The 17,636-nt window shown below is 66.2% G+C and carries 15 protein-coding genes; 5 read left to right on the forward strand and 10 right to left on the reverse strand.

All coding sequences use genetic code 11. The annotated features are described in order from the left end of the window. The first annotated feature begins 8 nt into the window (after positions 1–8). Positions 9–1,421: a dihydrolipoyl dehydrogenase gene (gene lpdA, locus AC4PRM_RS08920; protein ID WP_439471261.1), complete on the forward strand. Its 1,413-nt coding sequence runs from the start codon at positions 9–11 to the stop codon at positions 1,419–1,421. A gap of 137 nt (positions 1,422–1,558) precedes the next feature. Continuing rightward, complete coding sequence (locus tag AC4PRM_RS08925; RefSeq protein WP_372692907.1) at positions 1,559–3,496, forward strand: FTR1 family protein; 1,938 nt, start codon at positions 1,559–1,561, stop codon at positions 3,494–3,496. A gap of 114 nt (positions 3,497–3,610) precedes the next feature. On the opposite strand, the gene AC4PRM_RS08930 is transcribed toward AC4PRM_RS08925, so the two are convergent. The 8 genes from AC4PRM_RS08930 to guaB all read right to left on the reverse strand — a co-directional run bounded on the left by AC4PRM_RS08930 (position 3,611) and on the right by guaB (position 13,919). Continuing rightward, positions 3,611–5,740, reverse strand: coding sequence for an NAD(+) synthase (locus AC4PRM_RS08930; RefSeq protein ID WP_372692906.1), 2,130 nt, complete (start codon positions 5,738–5,740; stop codon positions 3,611–3,613). 245 nt (positions 5,741–5,985) lie between these two features. Continuing rightward, positions 5,986–6,600: a nucleotidyltransferase domain-containing protein gene (locus AC4PRM_RS08935; RefSeq protein WP_492039558.1), complete on the reverse strand. Its 615-nt coding sequence runs from the start codon at positions 6,598–6,600 to the stop codon at positions 5,986–5,988. A 174-nt stretch (positions 6,601–6,774) separates the two neighbouring features. Continuing rightward, a complete protein-coding gene (locus AC4PRM_RS08940; RefSeq protein ID WP_492039559.1) occupies positions 6,775–7,173 on the reverse strand; it encodes a ParB/Srx family N-terminal domain-containing protein in 399 nt (132 codons plus the stop codon). Positions 7,174–7,419: 246 nt separating this feature from the next. Continuing rightward, the gene (locus AC4PRM_RS08945) at positions 7,420–8,796 is read right to left on the reverse strand and encodes a tyrosine-type recombinase/integrase (protein WP_492039560.1); all 1,377 of its coding nucleotides are present in this window, start codon (positions 8,794–8,796) and stop codon (positions 7,420–7,422) included. 290 nt (positions 8,797–9,086) lie between these two features. After that, a complete protein-coding gene (guaA, locus tag AC4PRM_RS08950) occupies positions 9,087–10,640 on the reverse strand; it encodes a glutamine-hydrolyzing GMP synthase (RefSeq protein ID WP_492039561.1) in 1,554 nt (517 codons plus the stop codon). Then, positions 10,640–12,040 (reverse strand): RsmB/NOP family class I SAM-dependent RNA methyltransferase, encoded by a 1,401-nt coding sequence (locus tag AC4PRM_RS08955; protein WP_492039562.1) that lies wholly within the window; start codon positions 12,038–12,040, stop codon positions 10,640–10,642. Before AC4PRM_RS08955 ends, guaA begins: the two co-directional genes overlap by 1 nt. Continuing rightward, positions 12,037–12,447, reverse strand: coding sequence for an MAPEG family protein (locus AC4PRM_RS08960; protein ID WP_492039563.1), 411 nt, complete (start codon positions 12,445–12,447; stop codon positions 12,037–12,039). The genes AC4PRM_RS08955 and AC4PRM_RS08960 overlap by 4 nt, the downstream gene beginning before the upstream one ends. A gap of 11 nt (positions 12,448–12,458) precedes the next feature. Next, a complete protein-coding gene (gene guaB / locus AC4PRM_RS08965) occupies positions 12,459–13,919 on the reverse strand; it encodes an IMP dehydrogenase (RefSeq protein ID WP_373258602.1) in 1,461 nt (486 codons plus the stop codon). A 131-nt stretch (positions 13,920–14,050) separates the two neighbouring features. Between guaB and AC4PRM_RS08970 the strand changes: the two genes are divergently transcribed. After that, positions 14,051–14,620: a DUF2061 domain-containing protein gene (locus AC4PRM_RS08970; protein ID WP_487921977.1), complete on the forward strand. Its 570-nt coding sequence runs from the start codon at positions 14,051–14,053 to the stop codon at positions 14,618–14,620. A 3-nt stretch (positions 14,621–14,623) separates the two neighbouring features. On the opposite strand, the gene AC4PRM_RS08975 is transcribed toward AC4PRM_RS08970, so the two are convergent. After that, positions 14,624–15,343, reverse strand: coding sequence for an RlmE family RNA methyltransferase (locus tag AC4PRM_RS08975; RefSeq protein WP_292175764.1), 720 nt, complete (start codon positions 15,341–15,343; stop codon positions 14,624–14,626). A gap of 70 nt (positions 15,344–15,413) precedes the next feature. Between AC4PRM_RS08975 and AC4PRM_RS08980 the strand changes: the two genes are divergently transcribed. After that, entirely contained in the window at positions 15,414–15,878 is a 465-nt protein-coding gene (locus tag AC4PRM_RS08980) for a peptidylprolyl isomerase (RefSeq protein ID WP_292175762.1), read from the forward strand. 5 nt (positions 15,879–15,883) lie between these two features. Next, positions 15,884–16,459 (forward strand): HD domain-containing protein, encoded by a 576-nt coding sequence (locus tag AC4PRM_RS08985; RefSeq protein ID WP_492039564.1) that lies wholly within the window; start codon positions 15,884–15,886, stop codon positions 16,457–16,459. On the opposite strand, the gene rnd is transcribed toward AC4PRM_RS08985, so the two are convergent. Then, the gene (rnd, locus tag AC4PRM_RS08990; RefSeq protein ID WP_492039565.1) at positions 16,460–17,608 is read right to left on the reverse strand and encodes a ribonuclease D; all 1,149 of its coding nucleotides are present in this window, start codon (positions 17,606–17,608) and stop codon (positions 16,460–16,462) included. Between the last annotated feature and the right edge of the window lie 28 nt (positions 17,609–17,636).

Below are 17,636 nucleotides of genomic sequence, written 5' to 3' on the forward strand. Positions count from 1 at the left end.
CTGACGCCATGAGCCGTTCGACGACCTCCTACGACCTGGTGATCATCGGCGGCGGGCCGGGCGGATACCCGTGTGCGATCCGGGCGAGCCAACTCGGCCTGTCGGTGGCGGTCATCGACGACCGCGAACTGCTCGGGGGGACCTGCCTGAACATCGGCTGCATTCCGTCCAAGGCGCTGCTCCAGGCCACCGAGCGGCTGGAGATGGCGCGCAGTCTCGAAGCGTTCGGCGTCATGGTCGACAATGTGCGGGCCGATCTTGACGGTGTCATGCGGCACAAGGGCAAGGTGGTGACCGAGCTTGGCGAAGGGGTCGCCTACCTCCTGCGCAAGCACAAGGTCGCCCGCTTCCAGGGCCGCGGCCGGCTGCTGGCGCGCGACCGGGTGGAGGTGCGCGCCGCGGACGGCGCTTTCGAGGTGCAGGCCCGCAAGGCGGTGGTCATCGCCAGCGGATCGGAAGCGGCGACCTTGCCCGACCTGCCCATCGACGAGCGGCGGATCGTCACCTCCGCCGGCGCCCTGAGCCTGACGGCGGCGCCGCGCCATCTGGCGGTGATCGGCGGCGGCTACGTCGGACTGGAGCTGGGGTCGGTCTGGCGTCGGCTCGGCAGCGAGGTCACGGTCATCGAAGTGCTCGACCGGATCGCCTCCGGCGTCGACTCGGAGATGTCGGCGGCGCTGCACAAGGTGCTCGAGGCCCAGGGCTTCCAGTTCTGCCTTGGGCACAAGGTGGTCGGATCGCGGATGGAGGGCGACGACGTCGTCCTCGACGTCGAGCCCGTGGGCGATGGCGCGCGAGGAACCATCAAGGCCGATGTCGTGCTGGTCTCCATCGGCCGACGGCCCGCCACCGCCGGGCTCGATCTGGAAACGGTCGGCATTGCGCCCGACCGCAGGGGCTTTATTCCGGTGGACGAAGGGTTCCGGACCAGCGCCGACGGGGTCTACGCCATCGGCGACGTCATCGGCGGCGCCATGCTGGCCCACAAGGCGGAGGAGGAAGGGATCGCCCTGGCCGAACGCCTGGCGGGGGGCGCGGGCCATGTGGACTACGGAACGATTCCGGCGGTCGTCTATACCTGGCCGGAACTGGCTTCGGTCGGCCGCACGGAGGACGACCTCAAGGCGGCCGGCGTGGCCTACCGTGTGGGGCGCTTCCCCTTCTCCGCCAACGCCATGGCCAAGGCGCGTCTGGAGAAGAACGGTCTGGTCAAGGTTCTGGCCGACGCCGCGACGGACAAGATCCTCGGCGTGCACATCCTGGGCCCCGAAGCCGGCGGGTTGATCCATGAAGCGGTCGCCGCCATGCAGTTCGGCGCGGCAGCCGAGGATCTGGCGCGGACAAGCCACGCCCATCCGACCCTGCCGGAAGCCCTGCGCGAAGCCTGCCTGGCGGTAGCCGAGCGCACGATCCACCTCTGACGGCCGCGCGTTACGAGGTCTGACCCGCCGGAAGCCGCGATCGCGGCCGCCTCTGCGGGCCCGGGCGCGTCCGCGGTTTAGACGCGACAGCGGCGTCGCTTGAATGCTATTGCGAGCCGCTCACAACTAGGTCTCCCATGCGTCCTCTGCTCCGTCTGCTCACCCTGCTGTTCGCCCTAGGGCTGGCCGCCCCGGCCCTCGCCCAGGCGCCGTCCGCCTCGGAGGCCCAGGTCGCCTGGCGGCTGCTGGATTATGTGGCGGTCGACTACGCCGGCGCAGTGGCCGACGGCGAGGTCGTCAACCCGGCCGAATACGGCGAGATGATCGAGTTCAGCACCCAGATCCGGACGCGTCTGGACGCCCTGCCGGCCAACCCGGCCAAGGCCGCCCTGATGCGCGACGCCGAGGGCCTGCAGGCGGCCATCCGGGACAAGGCGGATCCGGCCGTCGTCGGCGCCCGGGCCAAGGCCCTGGCCGGCGCGGTGCTGGCGGCCTATCCGAGCCCGCTTGCGCCTTCGTTCCCGCCCGACCTGGCCCGCGGCGCCGCCCTCTACGCCGAGCAGTGCGCGGTCTGCCACGGCGTGACCGGGCGCGCCGACGGCCCCGGCGCCGAAGGGCTCGATCCGCCGGCGATCGCCTTCGCCGACGTGGAGCGCGCGCGCCAGCGCAGCGTCTTCGGGCTCTACCAGGTGATCGACCAGGGGCTGGAGGGCACGGCGATGGCCAGCTTCTCGCACCTGCCGGCCGAGGACCGCTGGGCGCTGGCCTTCTATGTCGGCCGCTTCGCCTTCACCGACGCCGAAGCCGCCGAGGGCAAGCGCCTGTGGGACGGCGATCCGGCGGTCCGCGCGGCCTTCCCCGACCTGGCAGCCCTCACCCAGACCACGCCGGCCGAGCTGGCCACCCGCCTCGGCGAACCCCGGGCGCGGGCCCTGACCGCCTATCTGCGACGTCATCCCGAGGCCGCGGCGCGCCCGGCCGGATCGACGCTGACCCTGGCGCGGACGCGCCTGGCGGAGAGCGAGGCCGCCTATCGACGGGGCGATCGCAAGGCCGCCACCGACGCGGCGCTGTCCGCCTACCTCGACGGCGTCGAGCCGATCGAGCCGGCCCTCGGCGCCCGGGACGGCGCCCTGCTGCGCCGGGTCGAGACCGCCATGACCGAGCTGCGCGTCTCGATCAGCCGGGGTGCGCCCGCCGAGGAGGTCGCCGGTCGGGTCGCGCGTGCGAACGCCCTGCTGGACACGGCCGAGCGGGCCCTCGCGCCCCAGGAGGCGGACAATGTCGCCAGCTTCCTCGGCGCCTTCACCATCCTCCTGCGCGAAGGCCTAGAGGCCCTTCTCATCGTGGTGGCGATGATCGCCTTCCTCAGGAAGGCCGAACGGCCCGAGGTGCTGCGCTACGTCCACGGCGGCTGGGTCGCCGCGCTGGTCGCCGGCGGGGCCACCTGGGCGGCCGCGACCTTCTTCATCTCCATCAGCGGCGCCAGCCGGGAACTGACCGAAGGGTTCGGTTCGCTTCTGGCCGCCGTCGTGCTCGTCTCGGTGGGCATCTGGATGCACGGCAAGTCGCACGCCGACGCCTGGCAGACCTATATCCGCGACAAGCTCTCCCACGCGCTGTCGAAACGGTCAGCCTGGTTCCTGTTCCTGCTGTCTTTCGTCGTGGTCTACCGGGAGGTGTTCGAGACCATCCTCTTCTATGCGGCGATCTGGAGCCAAGGCGGCCACCTCGGCATGCTGGCCGGCGCCCTGACGGCGGTGGTCATCCTGGCCGTAGTGGCCTGGGCCCTGCTGGCCTACAGCAAGCGCCTGCCGATCGGCCGGTTCTTCTCCCTGAGCTCGATCCTCATGGCCATCCTGTCGGTCGTCCTCGTCGGGAAGGGGGTGGCGGCGTTGCAGGAGGCAGGCTGGCTCGATGTCCACCCGCTGGCCTGGATCCCCCGGATCGAAATCCTCGGCCTCTACCCGACGGTCGAAGGCGTCGCCGTTCAGCTGCTGACGATCGCCATCCTCGTGGTCGGCTTCTCCCGGCATGCGGCGCCGAAGGGCGCGCGGCCGGCGGACATCGGCTAGGGTCGCCAGCCCTTCACCTAATCTTCCGCCCCGCCGGGCGCCGGATGGGCAGGCGCCGGCTTCCGGTTCCTGAACCGCCCCTCCGACCCCGGAGTTCGCAGCCGGGCGACGGCCTTATCGGACGATGGGTTTGCCCCCGGCGGGCGGCGCCTTGGGTTCTTTCGCAGGAAGATCGTCGCTTGCGGGATCAAGAACCTCCGGCACGTTGCGCTGCAGCTCGTCGATCCAGACCTGGCCATGAGCGTCCGAGGGCATGCGCCAGTCGCCCCGCGGCGACAGTGAACCGCCTGTTGTGACCTTGGGTCCGTTCGGCATGGCCGAGCGCTTGAACTGATTGGCGAAGAAGCGCTGCAGGAACACCTCCAGCCAGCTGCGAATGGCCCCGATGGGGTAGGCCCGCTTTTGCTCGTCCGGAAAGCGCGGCGGCCAGTGCCCGGCGGCGGCGTCCTGCCAGGCGTGCAAGGCCAGGAAGGCGATCTTGGAGGGCCGCAGCCCGAACCGGGTGAGATAGTAGATCCAGAAGTCGTGGAGCTCGTAGGGGCCGATCTTGCCTTCGGTGCTCTGCGACTCGCCCTCGGCCGTCTGCGGGATGAGCTCCGGTGAAATCGTTGTCGCCAGGATGTCGAGCAGGACGTCGGACACCGCGGGGTCGAACAGGCGGTTCGCCGCTGTCCAACGGACGAGGTGTTGAATGAGGGTTTTCGGGAGCGAGCCGTTGACGTTGTAGTGGCTCATCTGGTCGCCGACGCCGTAGGTGCACCAGCCGAGCGCGAGCTCGGACATGTTGCCGGTGCCGAGCACCATGCCGTTCCGCTGATTGGCGGCCCTGAACAGGAGGTCTGTCCGGAGCCCGGCCTGCACATTCTCGAACGTCGTGTCGTACACAGGTTCGCCCCTCGCGAACGGATGGCGCAGGTCCTGCAGCATCTGCTGGGCGAGCGGCTTGATGTCGATTTCCTCGACGGTCACGCCGAGCCCGTTCATCAAGGCGTAGGCGTTAGACTTGGTCCTCGCGCTCGTGCCGAAGCCGGGCATTGTGATCCCGAGAATGTCCGTGCGCGGACGTCCAAGCAGATCGAAGACCTTGGCCGCGACGATCAAGGCGTGCGCGGAATCCAGCCCTCCGGACACGCCGATGCAGATCTTGGCTGTTCCGGTCGCCTCAAGCCTCTTGGCCAGCCCGCTCAACTGTATGTTGAACGCCTCGTAGCAGTCCTGGTCGAGGCGGGAGGGATCGTTGGGCACAAAGGGAAAACGGTCGATGCGTCGTTGCAGGCCGAGGTTGTGAACTGGCGGATCAAGATGGAAGGTCACCCGGCGAAAGCGCCGGTCGGGCATCCCGTTGGCGATCGCGGCCTCGTTAAAGGTGCCGGTACGCATACGTTCCAGCTGCAGCCGTTCCACGTCTATGTCCGCGACGGCCATCTGGGACCCCAGGCTGAAGCGCTCGGTCTCCGCGAGCTGCGCCCCCAGCTCGTAGATACAGGCCTGTCCGTCCCAGGCCAGGTCGGTCGTCGATTCTCCATACCCGGCCGCGGAGTAGATGTAGGCCGCCCAACAGCGGCCGGACTGCAGTTCGCAAAGTCTTCGCCGCGTGTCGGCTTTTCCCACCACGATGTTGCTTGCCGACAGGTTCGTCAGAATCAGCGCGCCGGCGAGCGCGGCGAAGTCGCTGGGCGGCGCGGGCGCCCAAACATCCTCGCAAATTTCGACATGAAAGATCAGGCCATCGACGTCGTCGGCCTGGAACAGCAGATCCATTCCGAATGGAACGGTCTCGCCCCCGATCGTAATCTCGCCTTCCACATCCCGCCCGGAGGCGAACCATCGCTTTTCATAGAACTCGCGGTAGTTGGGCAGATGGCCCTTTGGCACCACGCCAAGGATCCGCCCCCGGTGGATAGCCACCGCACAATTGTACAGCCGTCCCTCACGACGGAGGGGCGCGCCGACCAGTATGACCGGGTGGAGATCGCGGCTTTCGGCCACGAGGTTCACGAGTTGCCGCTCGACCTCGTCCAGCAACGCCCGCTGCAGAAACAGGTCGTCGATGGAATAGCCCGACAGGCCGAGCTCCGGGAAAACCATCAACGCGGTCCCGGCCTCGTTCCCCTCACGGGCGAGCCTCAGGGTCTGCTCCAGATTGAACGCCGGATCCGCGATCCTGCAAACGGGACGGCACGCAGCGACCCTCGCGAAGCCTTGCTGGTAAATCGACAGGAAATCGGCTGCGTTGCGAGGCACGTCCTGCTCCTATTCCGCTTCGGGCATTACTGTTCTCGGCCGGACGGCCCGCGCCTGGTCCCCCTTGCTAAGCGCGGCAAGGGCCTGGAGGTTCGTCAGGATGAGAACGTCACCCGGAGAATAGCCTTTCGCCACTTCTGGCGAGTTACGGCCATCGCGATGCTCGGCGGCCGCCGCGGCCATGGCGTCAAGGTCCGTATTAAGGCGGGAGGAATGCGAGGCGTGTTCGCGTGGTCGAGGGGAGGTCACGCCTGGCGCGCGATGACGATCCCCGACAGATCGGAGGCGGCGTCGAGGGGAATCGGCTCATCGTCCGACATACAAAAGGCCGCCACTTTTCGAAAGCTGGCTGCACTGGCCATCCACTTCTCAAAGTGCCGCTCAGCCTCCTCCAGCGCGACCCGTGCCTTGAGGTCCGCCGGCTTCTGCAACTTGGCGCCCGGCGTGTCGTAGAGCAGCACGCCCTCGCGCACGATGTCGGCGAAGAAGTAGCGCCCGCGATCCAGTTGCTCGTTCACGTCGTCGAGCGAATGGACGATGAGGCTGACTGGAGTGCGGATGTCAGGCCCGATAGGCATGGTCCGGTTTTCGGCCTCGTGCCAGAATTCCCCGTCGGTCAGGTCTTCATGATCGACCACGATCAATAGGTCGAAATCCGAGAAGTAGCGCCCGACGGGATCGTGCACCCAGTCGCCGCGCGCATAGCTGCCGTAGAGGATGACCTTGAGAATCTTGCCGTCTTTGAGCCGCGCGGCACGGCGGGTTGAGATCGCCTCCTCGAACGCCGCGCGCACGGTCTCGACCACCTGACGGAGTTCGGCCTGTTTGCGCACCGGCAGATGATCGAGGCTTTTCTTCATGGCTGGAGTCTCCGCGATACGGGCGCACACGGCAAGGCTGAATACGCCGTCTTCGACCTGTCCGCCTCCCGAGAGAGCGTTGTCCCGTGCCCAACGGTGGTCTTCACCGCCGCACGGCGGCCCCCATGAAAAAGCCGCGCGCCCCCAAAGGGCGCGCGGCAAGTTTTCAGTGTCTCAACAACGGCTATTCCGCCGCGAACGCATATGCATCATGTTCTCGTCAAGGCTAATCTCGTGGGCGTCGTTCTCGGCGTCCACGATGACCCGAACCGGATGGGTCCGCTTGATGGCCTTGCGCTTGGCCAGCAGCCGAAGTCCCTGACGACGCCCCTCGCCGATCGTCACTAGGTAGTTTCCCGTCGGAACGCCCTCCCCGTCCCGCTCGATCTCGACCACGGGCGGCTGCAACACCCCCTTGGCCTTGATCGAGGCCGCGAAGGCCTCGATGGTCGCCGGGCTGTGGGGCGTCTTCCTCGCATTCTTCGGTGAAGCCTTGAGCCGGTTCAGCGGCACGATGAGTTCCGCGCCGTGTTGCGGCGCGGTCGCGACGGTTTCGATGGATTGAGCAGTCATGTCTCTGCCTCCTTTGGGCATGGGTTGCAGGCACGCGAACTGCGCGCCTGAAACCCTGCCCGTCGGCGAGACCGGGGTAGCAAGGGCCAGGGCGGACCGGCCGGAGGGGGATCGCCCGACCTGCACAAGCCTGACCTTGATGATGATCATGATGACGATCGCCGGCGCGGAAGGTCGGGGAGACCGGCCGGTCCGGCGGCGCAGCCGCTTCACCTTGGCCCGCGCGAGGGCGGAGCCCTTAGCGCTTCAGGGGCATCGTCGTATTTCGATGGAGCGTGGGAAGACTGCGACCCGACATTCGGCGCGCTTGCCGACCTTCCGACGTTGAGCCATTCGGACTTTATGACCGACGTCGCCCAGCCCGAACCTGCTCCTCACCCCGACCCCTTCTTCGAGAAGATCCCCGATGGACTCTGGAACGCCTGTATCGGCGTGCAGGGCAGCGAGGAGGCCTATGTCGACGGCTACATTGAGGCTGCGCGCGAACTCGTTGTGGCCGTCATCGACAAGAAGATGTTCGGCAGTCGAGACTCTCTCGCCATGCCGATCCTGTACAACTGCCGACATGCGATCGAACTGTCCCTGAAGTTCGCGATAAACCGGCTGCATGACGCCGGAATGGTCGCCGAAGGGTTCGAGCGGGAGATCACCCTTTCCGGCCTTCTCAGCGATCGCACTGGTGACGCGGTTGAAGGTCGCCCGCGACATCGGCGCATCGGCATCGTAGCGCGACGGCAGGATGTATTTCGAGTTGCCGGCGCAGGTCTTCAGGGCGACCAGGATGTCAAGCATCTGGGTGGAGAGATAGACGTTGTGAGGACGCGAGCGTTTCATGCGTGCGGCCGGGATCGACCAGACCGCATTCCCGAAATCCACCTCGGTCCATACCCCGTCCTGAAGTTCGCTCTTTCGAACCATGCTGAGCAGGATGAACTTCAAGCCGAGCCTGATGGTCGGCAGTGTCGCCACCTCACCCAAGAGCATAAGCATGATCCGGATTTCGGCGGGGGTGAGCGATCGGTCGCGCGGTCGGAAGGTCGCTATGGACGCCGGGCCCACGTCATCCGCAGGGTTGTCGATCTTCTCGCCGTGGAGGATCGCCCAGCCGTAGATCTGCTTGACGATATCCCGGACGTGGATCGCTGTCGCGGGCGCCCCGCGGTCCACGATCGCCTTGCAGTGCGCCCGCAGGTCGTCGGGGGTGATCTCGCTCAGCAGGCGGTTCTTCCACTTCGGAAGGATGTCGCGATTGAAAATCGCCCGGCGCATGTCGCGGGTGCTGTCCGCCATCGGCGCGCGGTCCATCCAACCCTGGGCGACCTGTGCGAAATCGCGAGCCTCCTTGAGGCGACGTTTGGCGCGCTGCTTTTCAACGGCGGGGGATACCCCGTCGGCGATCGCCTTCTTCACCTCGATCAGCCGCTCGCGGGCCTGCGCCAGCGTCAGCCCGGCCCGGCCATAACGGCCAAGCGTCACAGTCTCCCGACGGCCGTTGAACCGATAGTCGTAGCGGAATGAGACTGCGCCGCCCGTCGAGACGTAGACATACATGCCGTCCCTGTCGGTACTCTTGTAAGCTCTTGCTTTTGGACGCAAATTCTTCAGTGCGGTGTCGGTTAGCACGGTATAATCGCCTTCGGCTGTCGGCCCTCGAAATCGACCGCGCCATCAAGAACTTTCTCTCAAATCTTCAATGACTTGCCGAGAAATAATACCGTCAGGGCGTGGCCGGCTGTCAGGACGGTATGAGCCCGAGTCCGCCAGATCAATGCAGCGGCATACCGTCGGCCAGTCCGACAAAACGAAGAAAGACCCTCCGAATGGCTTCGAAGGGTCTCGACAGAATTCACAATGTTGTCAGCCGCTTAGTGGACGTTTCGGAAGCGATGCCGAATGCTGCCGAAAGGTCCGAACTATTCCCACTCGATGGTGCCGGGTGGCTTTGAGGTCACGTCGTAGACGACGCGGTTCACGCCCCTGACTTCGTTGACGATTCTCGTCGCGCATTTGCCCAGTACGTCCCAGGGGAACTCGAAGAAGTCCGCCGTCATGCCGTCGGTCGAAGTCACCGCACGCAGGGCGAGGACCTTCTCGTAGGTCCGCGCGTCACCCATCACGCCCACCGTCTTGACCGGCAGCAGGACGGCAAAGGCCTGCCAGATCTTGTCGTAGAGGCCAGCCTTGCGGATTTCGTCCAGATAGATGGCGTCGGCCTGTTGCAGGGTCTCGACGGCGTCCGGCGTGATCTCTCCGGGAATGCGGATGGCCAGGCCTGGCCCAGGGAAGGGATGCCGCCCCACAAAGGCGTCGGTCAGGCCCAGTTCGCGACCCAGGGCCCGCACCTCGTCCTTGAACAGTTCACGCAACGGCTCGACCAGCTTCAGCTTCATATAGTCGGGCAGGCCACCAACGTTGTGGTGACTCTTGATGACGTGCGCCTTGCCGCTGGACGACGACACGCTCTCGATCACGTCGGGATACAGCGTCCCCTGGGCCAGGAATTCGGCACCGTCGATCTTCGACGCCTCGCGGTCGAAGATCTCGATGAAGACCCGGCCGATGATCTTGCGCTTGGTCTCGGGGTCCGACTGGCCGGCCAGCGCGCCGAGAAATTCCTTCGAGGCATCAACGTGTATGAGCGGGATGTTGTAGTGCTCGCGGAAGAGCGTCGTGACCTGCGTTGCCTCGTCCTTGCGCAGCAGGCCGGTGTCCACGAAGACGCAGGTCAGCTGATCGCCGATCGCCTCGTGGATCAGCACGGCCGCAACAGACGAATCGACGCCGCCCGACAGGCCGCAGATCACCTTGGCGTCACCGACCTGTTCGCGGATCTGGGCGATCTTCTCGTCGCGATAGGCGGCCATGGTCCAGTCGCCCTTCAACCCCGCGATGCCGTGGGTGAAGTTCTTCAGCATCTGGTGGCCACGCGGGGTGTGCATGACCTCGGGGTGGAACTGTACCCCGTAGAAGCGACGGGTCTCGTCAGCGATAACGGCATAAGGCGAGCCATCTGACGTGGCGACCACGTCAAAGCCCTGCGGGATGGCGACGATCTTGTCGCCGTGGCTCATCCAGACCGTCTCGTCCTCGCCGACCGGGGCCAGATCGGCCAGCAGGGGTGACGTCTTCTGGACAGTGATCTCGGCCCGCCCGAACTCGCGGGTGTGGCCGCCCTCGACCTTGCCGCCCAATTGCTCGCACATGGTCATCTCGCCGTAGCAGATGCCCAGGACCGGCACGCCGGCTTCAAAGACGCCCTGAGGCGCGCGGGGGCTGCCCTCTTCGTGGACGCTCTCGGGACCGCCCGACAGGATGATGGCGGCGGGCTTCATGCCTGCCAGCGCCGCCTCGGCCTTCTGGAAGGGATGGATTTCGCAATAGACACTGGCCTCGCGCAGGCGCCGCGCGATCAGCTGGGTCACCTGGCTGCCGAAATCGACGATCAGGACTTTCTGGTGGTCGGTCATCAGGTCCTCTCGTAGAGCGCAATGAAGAAGCCGTCGGTGTCGGTCGAGGCGGGCGACAGGCGCAGAGCGTGGCCGTTCGCAGCCTTTGCCAGCGCGGCGCGGGCGGCGTCGGTCAGGGTGGGTGTGGCGACCAGATCGGCGACGGCCACCGGACGGAAGCCGGGGTTCGCCGTCTCGAAGGCCTCCGCCGTCGCTTCATTCTCGGCCCGCAGGACCGAACAGGTCACATAAGCCAGACGCCCGCCGCGCTTCACCAGCTGCGCCGCCTGGGTCAGGATACGCAGTTGCAGGGCATGCAGCCGCTCGACCTCATCGGCCTTCAGCCGCCAGGCCTCCTCGGGGTGACGACGCCAGGCTCCGGAGCCGGTGCAGGGCGCATCAACGAAGACCAGATCGGCCTTGCCGTTGAACTCCTCCACCCCGCCGCCATTCTGACCGATCAGGCGCAGGTCGGCGGCGACCCCGGCACGGGCCAGGCGCGGCTGGATGTTGTCGAGACGCTTCTGCACGACGTCGCAGGCGATCAGCTGGACGCCGGAGGCTGGCTTGGGCGCGGACACCGCTTCAGCATCGCCCGTCGGAGACCAGCCCGAAGGCTTGGGCGCGGGGGTCGGGCCAGACGATGCGACGGGCAAGGCCAGCATGGCCAGGGCCAGGGTCTTGCCACCGCCGCCTGCGCAATAGTCGACCACGACGCTGTCCGGCGTCAGGGATAGTCCCGCTCCGGCCAGCCAGGTCACAAGCTGGCTCCCCTCGTCCTGAATCTCGACACGACCGCCGTTGAAGGCCTCAAGCGCCTGGACGTTCGGGGCCGGTTCCGACGGCAGGCGCAGGCCCACAGCCGACCAGGGCATGGCCTCTGGCTTCAGACCGGCCGCCGTCAGTTCGGCTTTCGCCGCCTGCGCCGTCGTCCGCGCCGTATTGACCCGCAGATCGACCGGGGCCCGCGCCATCAACCCCTGCGCCTGCGTGGTCCAATCGTCGCCGAAGGTCGCCTTCAGGTCCTCGACCAAAAAGGCGGGCAGACCGGCGATGGCAGCATCGGCGTCATCACCCTCCCCGGCCTCGATCCGCGCACGTTCCTGTTTGGACAGCGGACGCGGGCCGTAGCCATCGCCGGAGTGCAGTGTCTCGATTTCTTCCAGCGACAGCTGATCGAGAAAAGCCAGCGAGCCGATCACCAGGGCGCGCCCATCCTCGCGTCCGCCCATGGCGCGAACCAGACGACCGCGCGAGCGCAGCACCAGATAGACCCGCTCGGCGATGGCGCGGCGGTCCTTGGACCCGGCATAGCGGTTGGCCGTGCCCCAGGCCTTGATGACGACATCGGCGGGCGCGCGCCCTTGTGTGATGCTGTCCAGAATGGAGGCGGCGGCGACGAGGCGGGCAGCTGGGGTCAAGACGATCCGATCAGGGTCAACAGAGGAGCCGCGATCACCATCAACAGCCCGACCAGCGAGACCATGAAGACGACCGTGCGAAGATAGGGCACGCCAAAAGCGTACAGGGGCACATAGACGACGCGGGCCCAGAAATAGAGCGCCGCGCCCCACAGGGTCAGGCCATCCTGAACCCCGATGATATGCGCGATCAGAACCGCGCCGATAAACAGCGGCAGCGTCTCGTAGAGGTTGGCCTGGGCCCGTTCCAGACGCCCTGTGACTGGCGAGACCGGCGGCATATCGCCGTCGCGGGCCCCGGCATTCCACTTGGCACCATACTGGGCCGTGCGACCGGCGGCAGGCAGGAAGATCTGCACCACCGCCAGGATCAGGGTCGCCGACAGATAGATCAGTTCGGTCGTCATGAACCTGTCCCTCAGCCCTGCCGGTAGTTCGGCGCTTCGCGGGTGATCATCACATCGTGGACGTGGCTTTCACGCAGACCCGCGCCGGTGATCCGCACGAAGCGGGCGCGTTCCTGAAGCTCGGGGATCGTCCCGGCACCGACATAGCCCATGGCGGCGCGCAGGCCGCCGACCATCTGATGCAGCACGGGTGCGATCGGCCCCTTGTAGGGCGTCTGGCCCTCAATGCCTTCGGGCACCAGCTTCTGGCTGTCCTCGACTTCCTTCTGGAAATAGCGGTCGGCCGAGCCGGCCCCCATGGCCCCGACCGAGCCCATGCCGCGGTACGACTTGTAGGATCGGCCCTGGTACAGGAAGACCTCGCCGGGGCTCTCGTCCGTGCCGGCGAACATCGAGCCCATCATGGCCACGCTGGCGCCCGCCGCGATGGCCTTGGCCAGATCGCCCGAATATTTGATGCCGCCGTCGGCGATGACAGGAGCACCGGATGCCTTGGCGGCCCGCACCGCTTCCATGATGGCCGTCAGCTGCGGGACGCCGACGCCCGCGACGATGCGGGTGGTGCAGATGCTGCCCGGGCCGATGCCGACCTTCACGGCGTCTGCCCCCGCGTCGATCAGGGCGCGGGCGGCGTCATAGGTGGCGACATTGCCGGCGATGATCTGGATGCGATTGCTCTCGCGCTTGATCCGCTCGACCACGCGGCTGACCTGGATCGAATGGCCGTGGGCGGTGTCGATGACGACGACGTCTACGCCCGCTTCCGCCAGCGCCATGGCCCGCTCATATCCCGCGTCGCCGACGGTCGAGGCGGCCCCGACAAGCAGCCGCCCCTGATCGTCCTTGGCAGCATGAGGATGAGCCTGGGCCTTCTCGATATCCTTCATCGTGATCAGGCCGGTGGCGCGATAATCCTCGTCCACCACGATGACCCGCTCGATCTTGCGATCGCGCAGCAGGGCTCGCGCCTCGTCGCGTCCGGCCCCCTCGCGCACCGTGACCAGATCGCCCGTGGTCATCAGCTCGATGGCCTTGCGATTGGGGTCCGTGTCGAAGCGCATGTCGCGGTTGGTCAGGATGCCGACAAGACGTCCCGTCCGGGGGTCGACCACCGGGAAACCCGAAATCTTCTTCTTGGCCACGATGGCGCGGATTTCGCCCAGCGTCGTCTGGGGCGTGATGGTCACGGGATTGATGACCATGCCGCTTTCATAGCGCTTCACCTCCCGCACCTGATCGGCCTGTTCCTCGACCGTCATGTTGCGGTGAAGAATGCCCAGACCGCCGGCCTGGGCCATGGCGATGGCCAGCCGGCTTTCGGTGACCGTGTCCATCGCCGACGAGGTCAGCGGGATGTTCAGACTGATGTCGCGGGTCAGCTTCGTCGAGACGTCCGCATCTGCGGGCATGATCTCTGACGGGCCGGGTTCCAGCAAAACATCGTCGAAGGTAAGCCCTTCGCGTATCTCCATGAGGAGTCTCCGTTTTGCGGGCCGCGTATAACGCCCGACAGGCAGGAACCGCAAGGCCTGCCGCGACCTATAGTGACGATAACGACAATTGGCTTGCGCCGCGTGGCCCCGCCCCCACATTCTGAGCACCTATGGTCCGCGCCATCCTCACCACCGCCCGTCGCCTTGCGCTGAAGATCGCCAGCTATGGCGTGATGCACCTGGCCGTCGCGATTCTGGTGGCGTTCGCGATCACGCGCGACTGGCGACTGGCCCTCGCGGTCGGGGTCATCGAGCCCTTCTTCCAGACCATCGCCTATTCGATCCACGACCGCGTCTGGCACCGGCTCGAGCGTCGCGGCATGCTGACCGGAGTCGAGGAGGCGTCCGAGGCCTTCACCGCCCGCCTGGGCATGATGACGCCGGAGGAGCAGACCCGCGCTCACGGCCATGGTCTCGGCTTCGGCTCTCATGCGGGTCACAGCCACGCCCTGCCCCGCTCGTTCAAGCAAATCGCGGCCAAGACAGTGACCTATGGCGTGATGCACTTTGCCGTCGCCGTCGCCGTCGCCTTCGCCTTGACCCGCAACTGGCAACTGGCCCTGGCCATCGGCACGATCGAGCCTCTGGTTCAGACCCTGTTCTTCACGGTGCATGACCGGATCTGGACGCGGATCGAGGCCAGAAAGGCGCGGCGGGCAGCGGAACTGGCCGAGGTCTGAGACCTACTTCCTGTTCATGGCCACCAGAAACACTTCGGCGCTGTCCTTCCGGCTCGACGAGGGCTTGACGTATTTGACCGTCTCGAATTCGGCCCGCAGCCGCGCCAGAACGCCCCCCGCATCGCCGCCCTGGAAGTTCTTGGACACGAAATGCCCGCCCGGCTTCAGCGTGCGGATGGCAAAGTCGGCGGCGATCTCGATCAGGGCGATGATCTTCAGGTGGTCGGTCTGGCGATGACCGACGGTGTTGTGGGCCATGTCGGACAGGACCACATCGGGCCGGCCGCCCAGCAGGTCGATCATCTGCTGATCCACCCCCGGATGGGTGAAATCGGCCTGGACCAGTTCGGCCCCGGGTATGGGCTCGATCATCAGCAGGTCGACCCCGACCACCGACTTGGCCCCCTTCTTCAGCGCCACCTGCACCCAGCCGCCCGGCGCGGCCCCCAGGTCGATGACCCGGCTGCCCGTCTTGATCAGGTGAAACCGCTCGTCGATCTCCAGCAGTTTGAAGGCCGCACGGCTGCGCCAGCCCTCGGCCCGGGCGCGCTCGGACCATTTGTCGGACAGCTGGCGCTTGATCCATTGCTGGCTGGACATCGACTTGGTGTCCGCCGTCTTCATCTTGGTGCCCATGCCCCGGCCAGAGGCCGTGCCGCCCGACGGAGGGCGGACCATGCGGCGGCGCTCTGGCGCAGGAGGGGTCTTTTCGTCGTCACTCATCCTTCCCACATAGCCGGGACGGCCTTCACGGGCTATGACCCCCGCCAGATTCAACACATGGAGCGCGCCGATGGCCGACGAAACCCTGACTTTCAAACTCGACACCGGTGACGGCGAAGACCGCAACGTGGTGATCAAGCTGCGCCCCGACCTGGCCCCCGGCCACGTTGCGCGCATCACCGAACTGGCGCGTGAAGGCTTCTATGACGGCGTGGTCTTCCACCGCGTCATCGCCGGCTTCATGGCCCAGGGCGGCGATCCGACCGGCACCGGGACCTCCGGCTCCAAGAAGCCGAACCTGAAGCAGGAGTTCTCGAAACAGCGCCACGCTCGCGGCGTCTGCTCCATGGCCCGCACCAGCGATCCGAACAGCGCCAACAGCCAGTTCTTCATCTGCCTGGACGACGCCTCCTTCCTGGACGGTCAGTACACCGTCTGGGGCGAAGTGATCGAAGGCATGGACCACGTCGATGCCCTGCCCAAGGGCGAACCGCCCCGCAATCCAGGCAAGATCGTCACCGCCACGGTGGCCTGAAGACTATGATCTCCGGTGCGGTTCGCAACGAACTGATCGCGCGCTACGGCGAGCCGCACCGGCGCTATCATACGATGACACATATCGAGGACTGTCTGGCTCAGGTTACGGCATCGACGGATTTTTCCGACGCACAACGCCGCCTGATGGAGGTCGCCATCTGGTTCCACGACGCGGTCTATGACTCGACACTTCATGACAACGAGGCCGCGAGCGCAAGGCTAGCTGTTGAGCGGCTGAGGGCTGAAGGCGCGAACCAGACTTTCATCGATGAAGTCAGCCGCCTGATTATGCTGACAGCCGGGCATTCCGTTGAGCCCGACGATGCCATCGGAGCCCGACTTGTCTCGATCGACCTGTCGATCCTCGGTGCTGAACCCGAGCGATATGACACCTACGCCGCGGCTATCCGACACGAGTACGGGCACGTGCCTGAGCCTATATACCGAGCCGGACGCGCAGCGATCCTCAGTCGATTTCTGGAAAGTGAGGCGCTGTTCGCTGACCCGATTTTTGCCAAGCGACACGAGACACTGGCACGGGCCAACCTGGCACGCGAAATCGCCAGTCTGACCGCCTGACTATTCGATCTCGACGACTTCGACCCTCGGCCCGTTCAGTACCAAGGCGATTTCGCCACGTTTCAGCTTCAGCGCATCCTCGCCGAACAGCTGACGACGCCAGCCCTTGAGCGCATCCACGTCCGCCTCGTCGTCCAGGGCGATCTTTTCCAGGTCCGCGACATTGGCCAGCAGCTTGGTCGCCACGCCGGCATTGTCGCTCTTGGCCTTCAGCAGCACCTTCAGCAGTTCGACCACCGAGGGCGGCGCGGGCTGGTTGTGGCCGGGACGCTCCAGCTTGGGCGCATGGGCCTCCGGATCGGCCAGCACCCGCTTCAGCTCGGCGCACAGTTCCAGACCCAGACGTGAGGCCCCGAACCCCTTGGGCACGGAACGCAGGCGGTTGAAGGCTTCGGGGTCCGTGGGACCTTGTGCCGCGATCTCGTCGATCGCCTCGTCCTTCAGGATGCGGCCACGCGGCTGGTCACGCTCCTGCGCGGCCCGCTCGCGCCAGACGGCGGTGGCGACGAAGGCGGCCAGGTATTTGGCACTGAACTTCTTGGGCTTCAGCCGCTTCCAGGCCTTCTCGGGCGTGGTGTCGTAGAGGTCCGGATCGGTCAGATCCTCCATCTCGGCCATGACCCAGTCCAGCCGCCCTTCCTTGACCAGCCGGTCGCGCAGCTTGGGATAGAGCGCCGCGAGGTGGGTGACGTCGCCCAGGGCATAGGTCAGCTGGGCGTCCGAGAGCGGGCGCCGGGCCCAGTCGGTGAAGCGGCTGCCCTTGTCCACGTCCTGTCGCAGCATCTGGCGGACAAGCGCCTCATAGGAGACCTGATCGCCGAACCCGGCCGCCATGCCCGCCACCTGGGTGTCGAACATCGGCTTGGGCATGGCCCCCAGCTTGACGAAGATTTCCGTGTCCTGACGCGCGGCATGGAAGACCTTCAGGATGTTCGGATCGCGCAGCAGATCGAGGAACGGCTCCAGATCGATGCCCTCGGCCAGCGGATCGATGATGCCGGCGTCGGTGCTGGATGCGGCCTGGATCAGGCACAGCTTGGGCCAATAGGTCGTTTCCCGCATGAACTCGGTATCGACCGTGATGAAGGGGGCTGTGGCCAGCTTCGCACAGAAGTCGCGCAAAGCCTCGGTGGTGGTGATTGGCGTCATTCCGATGCTATAGCCCCGCGCCATACGG

This window comes from Brevundimonas sp. DW-iso22 (assembly GCF_058725425.1).

Bases quoted from the DNA above. Each gene is read 5' to 3' on its own strand.
- lpdA (WP_439471261.1), top strand. From the start codon at position 9: ATGAGCCGTTCGACGACCTCCTACGACCTGGTGATCATCGGCGGCGGG.
- AC4PRM_RS08940 (WP_492039559.1), bottom strand. From the start codon at position 7,173: ATGACTGCTCAATCCATCGAAACCGTCGCGACCGCGCCGCAACACGGC.
- AC4PRM_RS08985 (WP_492039564.1), top strand. From the start codon at position 15,884: ATGATCTCCGGTGCGGTTCGCAACGAACTGATCGCGCGCTACGGCGAG.
- AC4PRM_RS08925 (WP_372692907.1), top strand. From the start codon at position 1,559: ATGCGTCCTCTGCTCCGTCTGCTCACCCTGCTGTTCGCCCTAGGGCTG.
- guaB (WP_373258602.1), bottom strand. From the start codon at position 13,919: ATGGAGATACGCGAAGGGCTTACCTTCGACGATGTTTTGCTGGAACCC.
- AC4PRM_RS08960 (WP_492039563.1), bottom strand. From the start codon at position 12,447: ATGACGACCGAACTGATCTATCTGTCGGCGACCCTGATCCTGGCGGTG.
- rnd (WP_492039565.1), bottom strand. From the start codon at position 17,608: ATGACGCCAATCACCACCACCGAGGCTTTGCGCGACTTCTGTGCGAAG.
- AC4PRM_RS08975 (WP_292175764.1), bottom strand. From the start codon at position 15,343: ATGAGTGACGACGAAAAGACCCCTCCTGCGCCAGAGCGCCGCCGCATG.
- guaA (WP_492039561.1), bottom strand. From the start codon at position 10,640: ATGACCGACCACCAGAAAGTCCTGATCGTCGATTTCGGCAGCCAGGTG.
- AC4PRM_RS08980 (WP_292175762.1), top strand. From the start codon at position 15,414: ATGGCCGACGAAACCCTGACTTTCAAACTCGACACCGGTGACGGCGAA.
- AC4PRM_RS08935 (WP_492039558.1), bottom strand. From the start codon at position 6,600: ATGAAGAAAAGCCTCGATCATCTGCCGGTGCGCAAACAGGCCGAACTC.
- AC4PRM_RS08970 (WP_487921977.1), top strand. From the start codon at position 14,051: ATGGTCCGCGCCATCCTCACCACCGCCCGTCGCCTTGCGCTGAAGATC.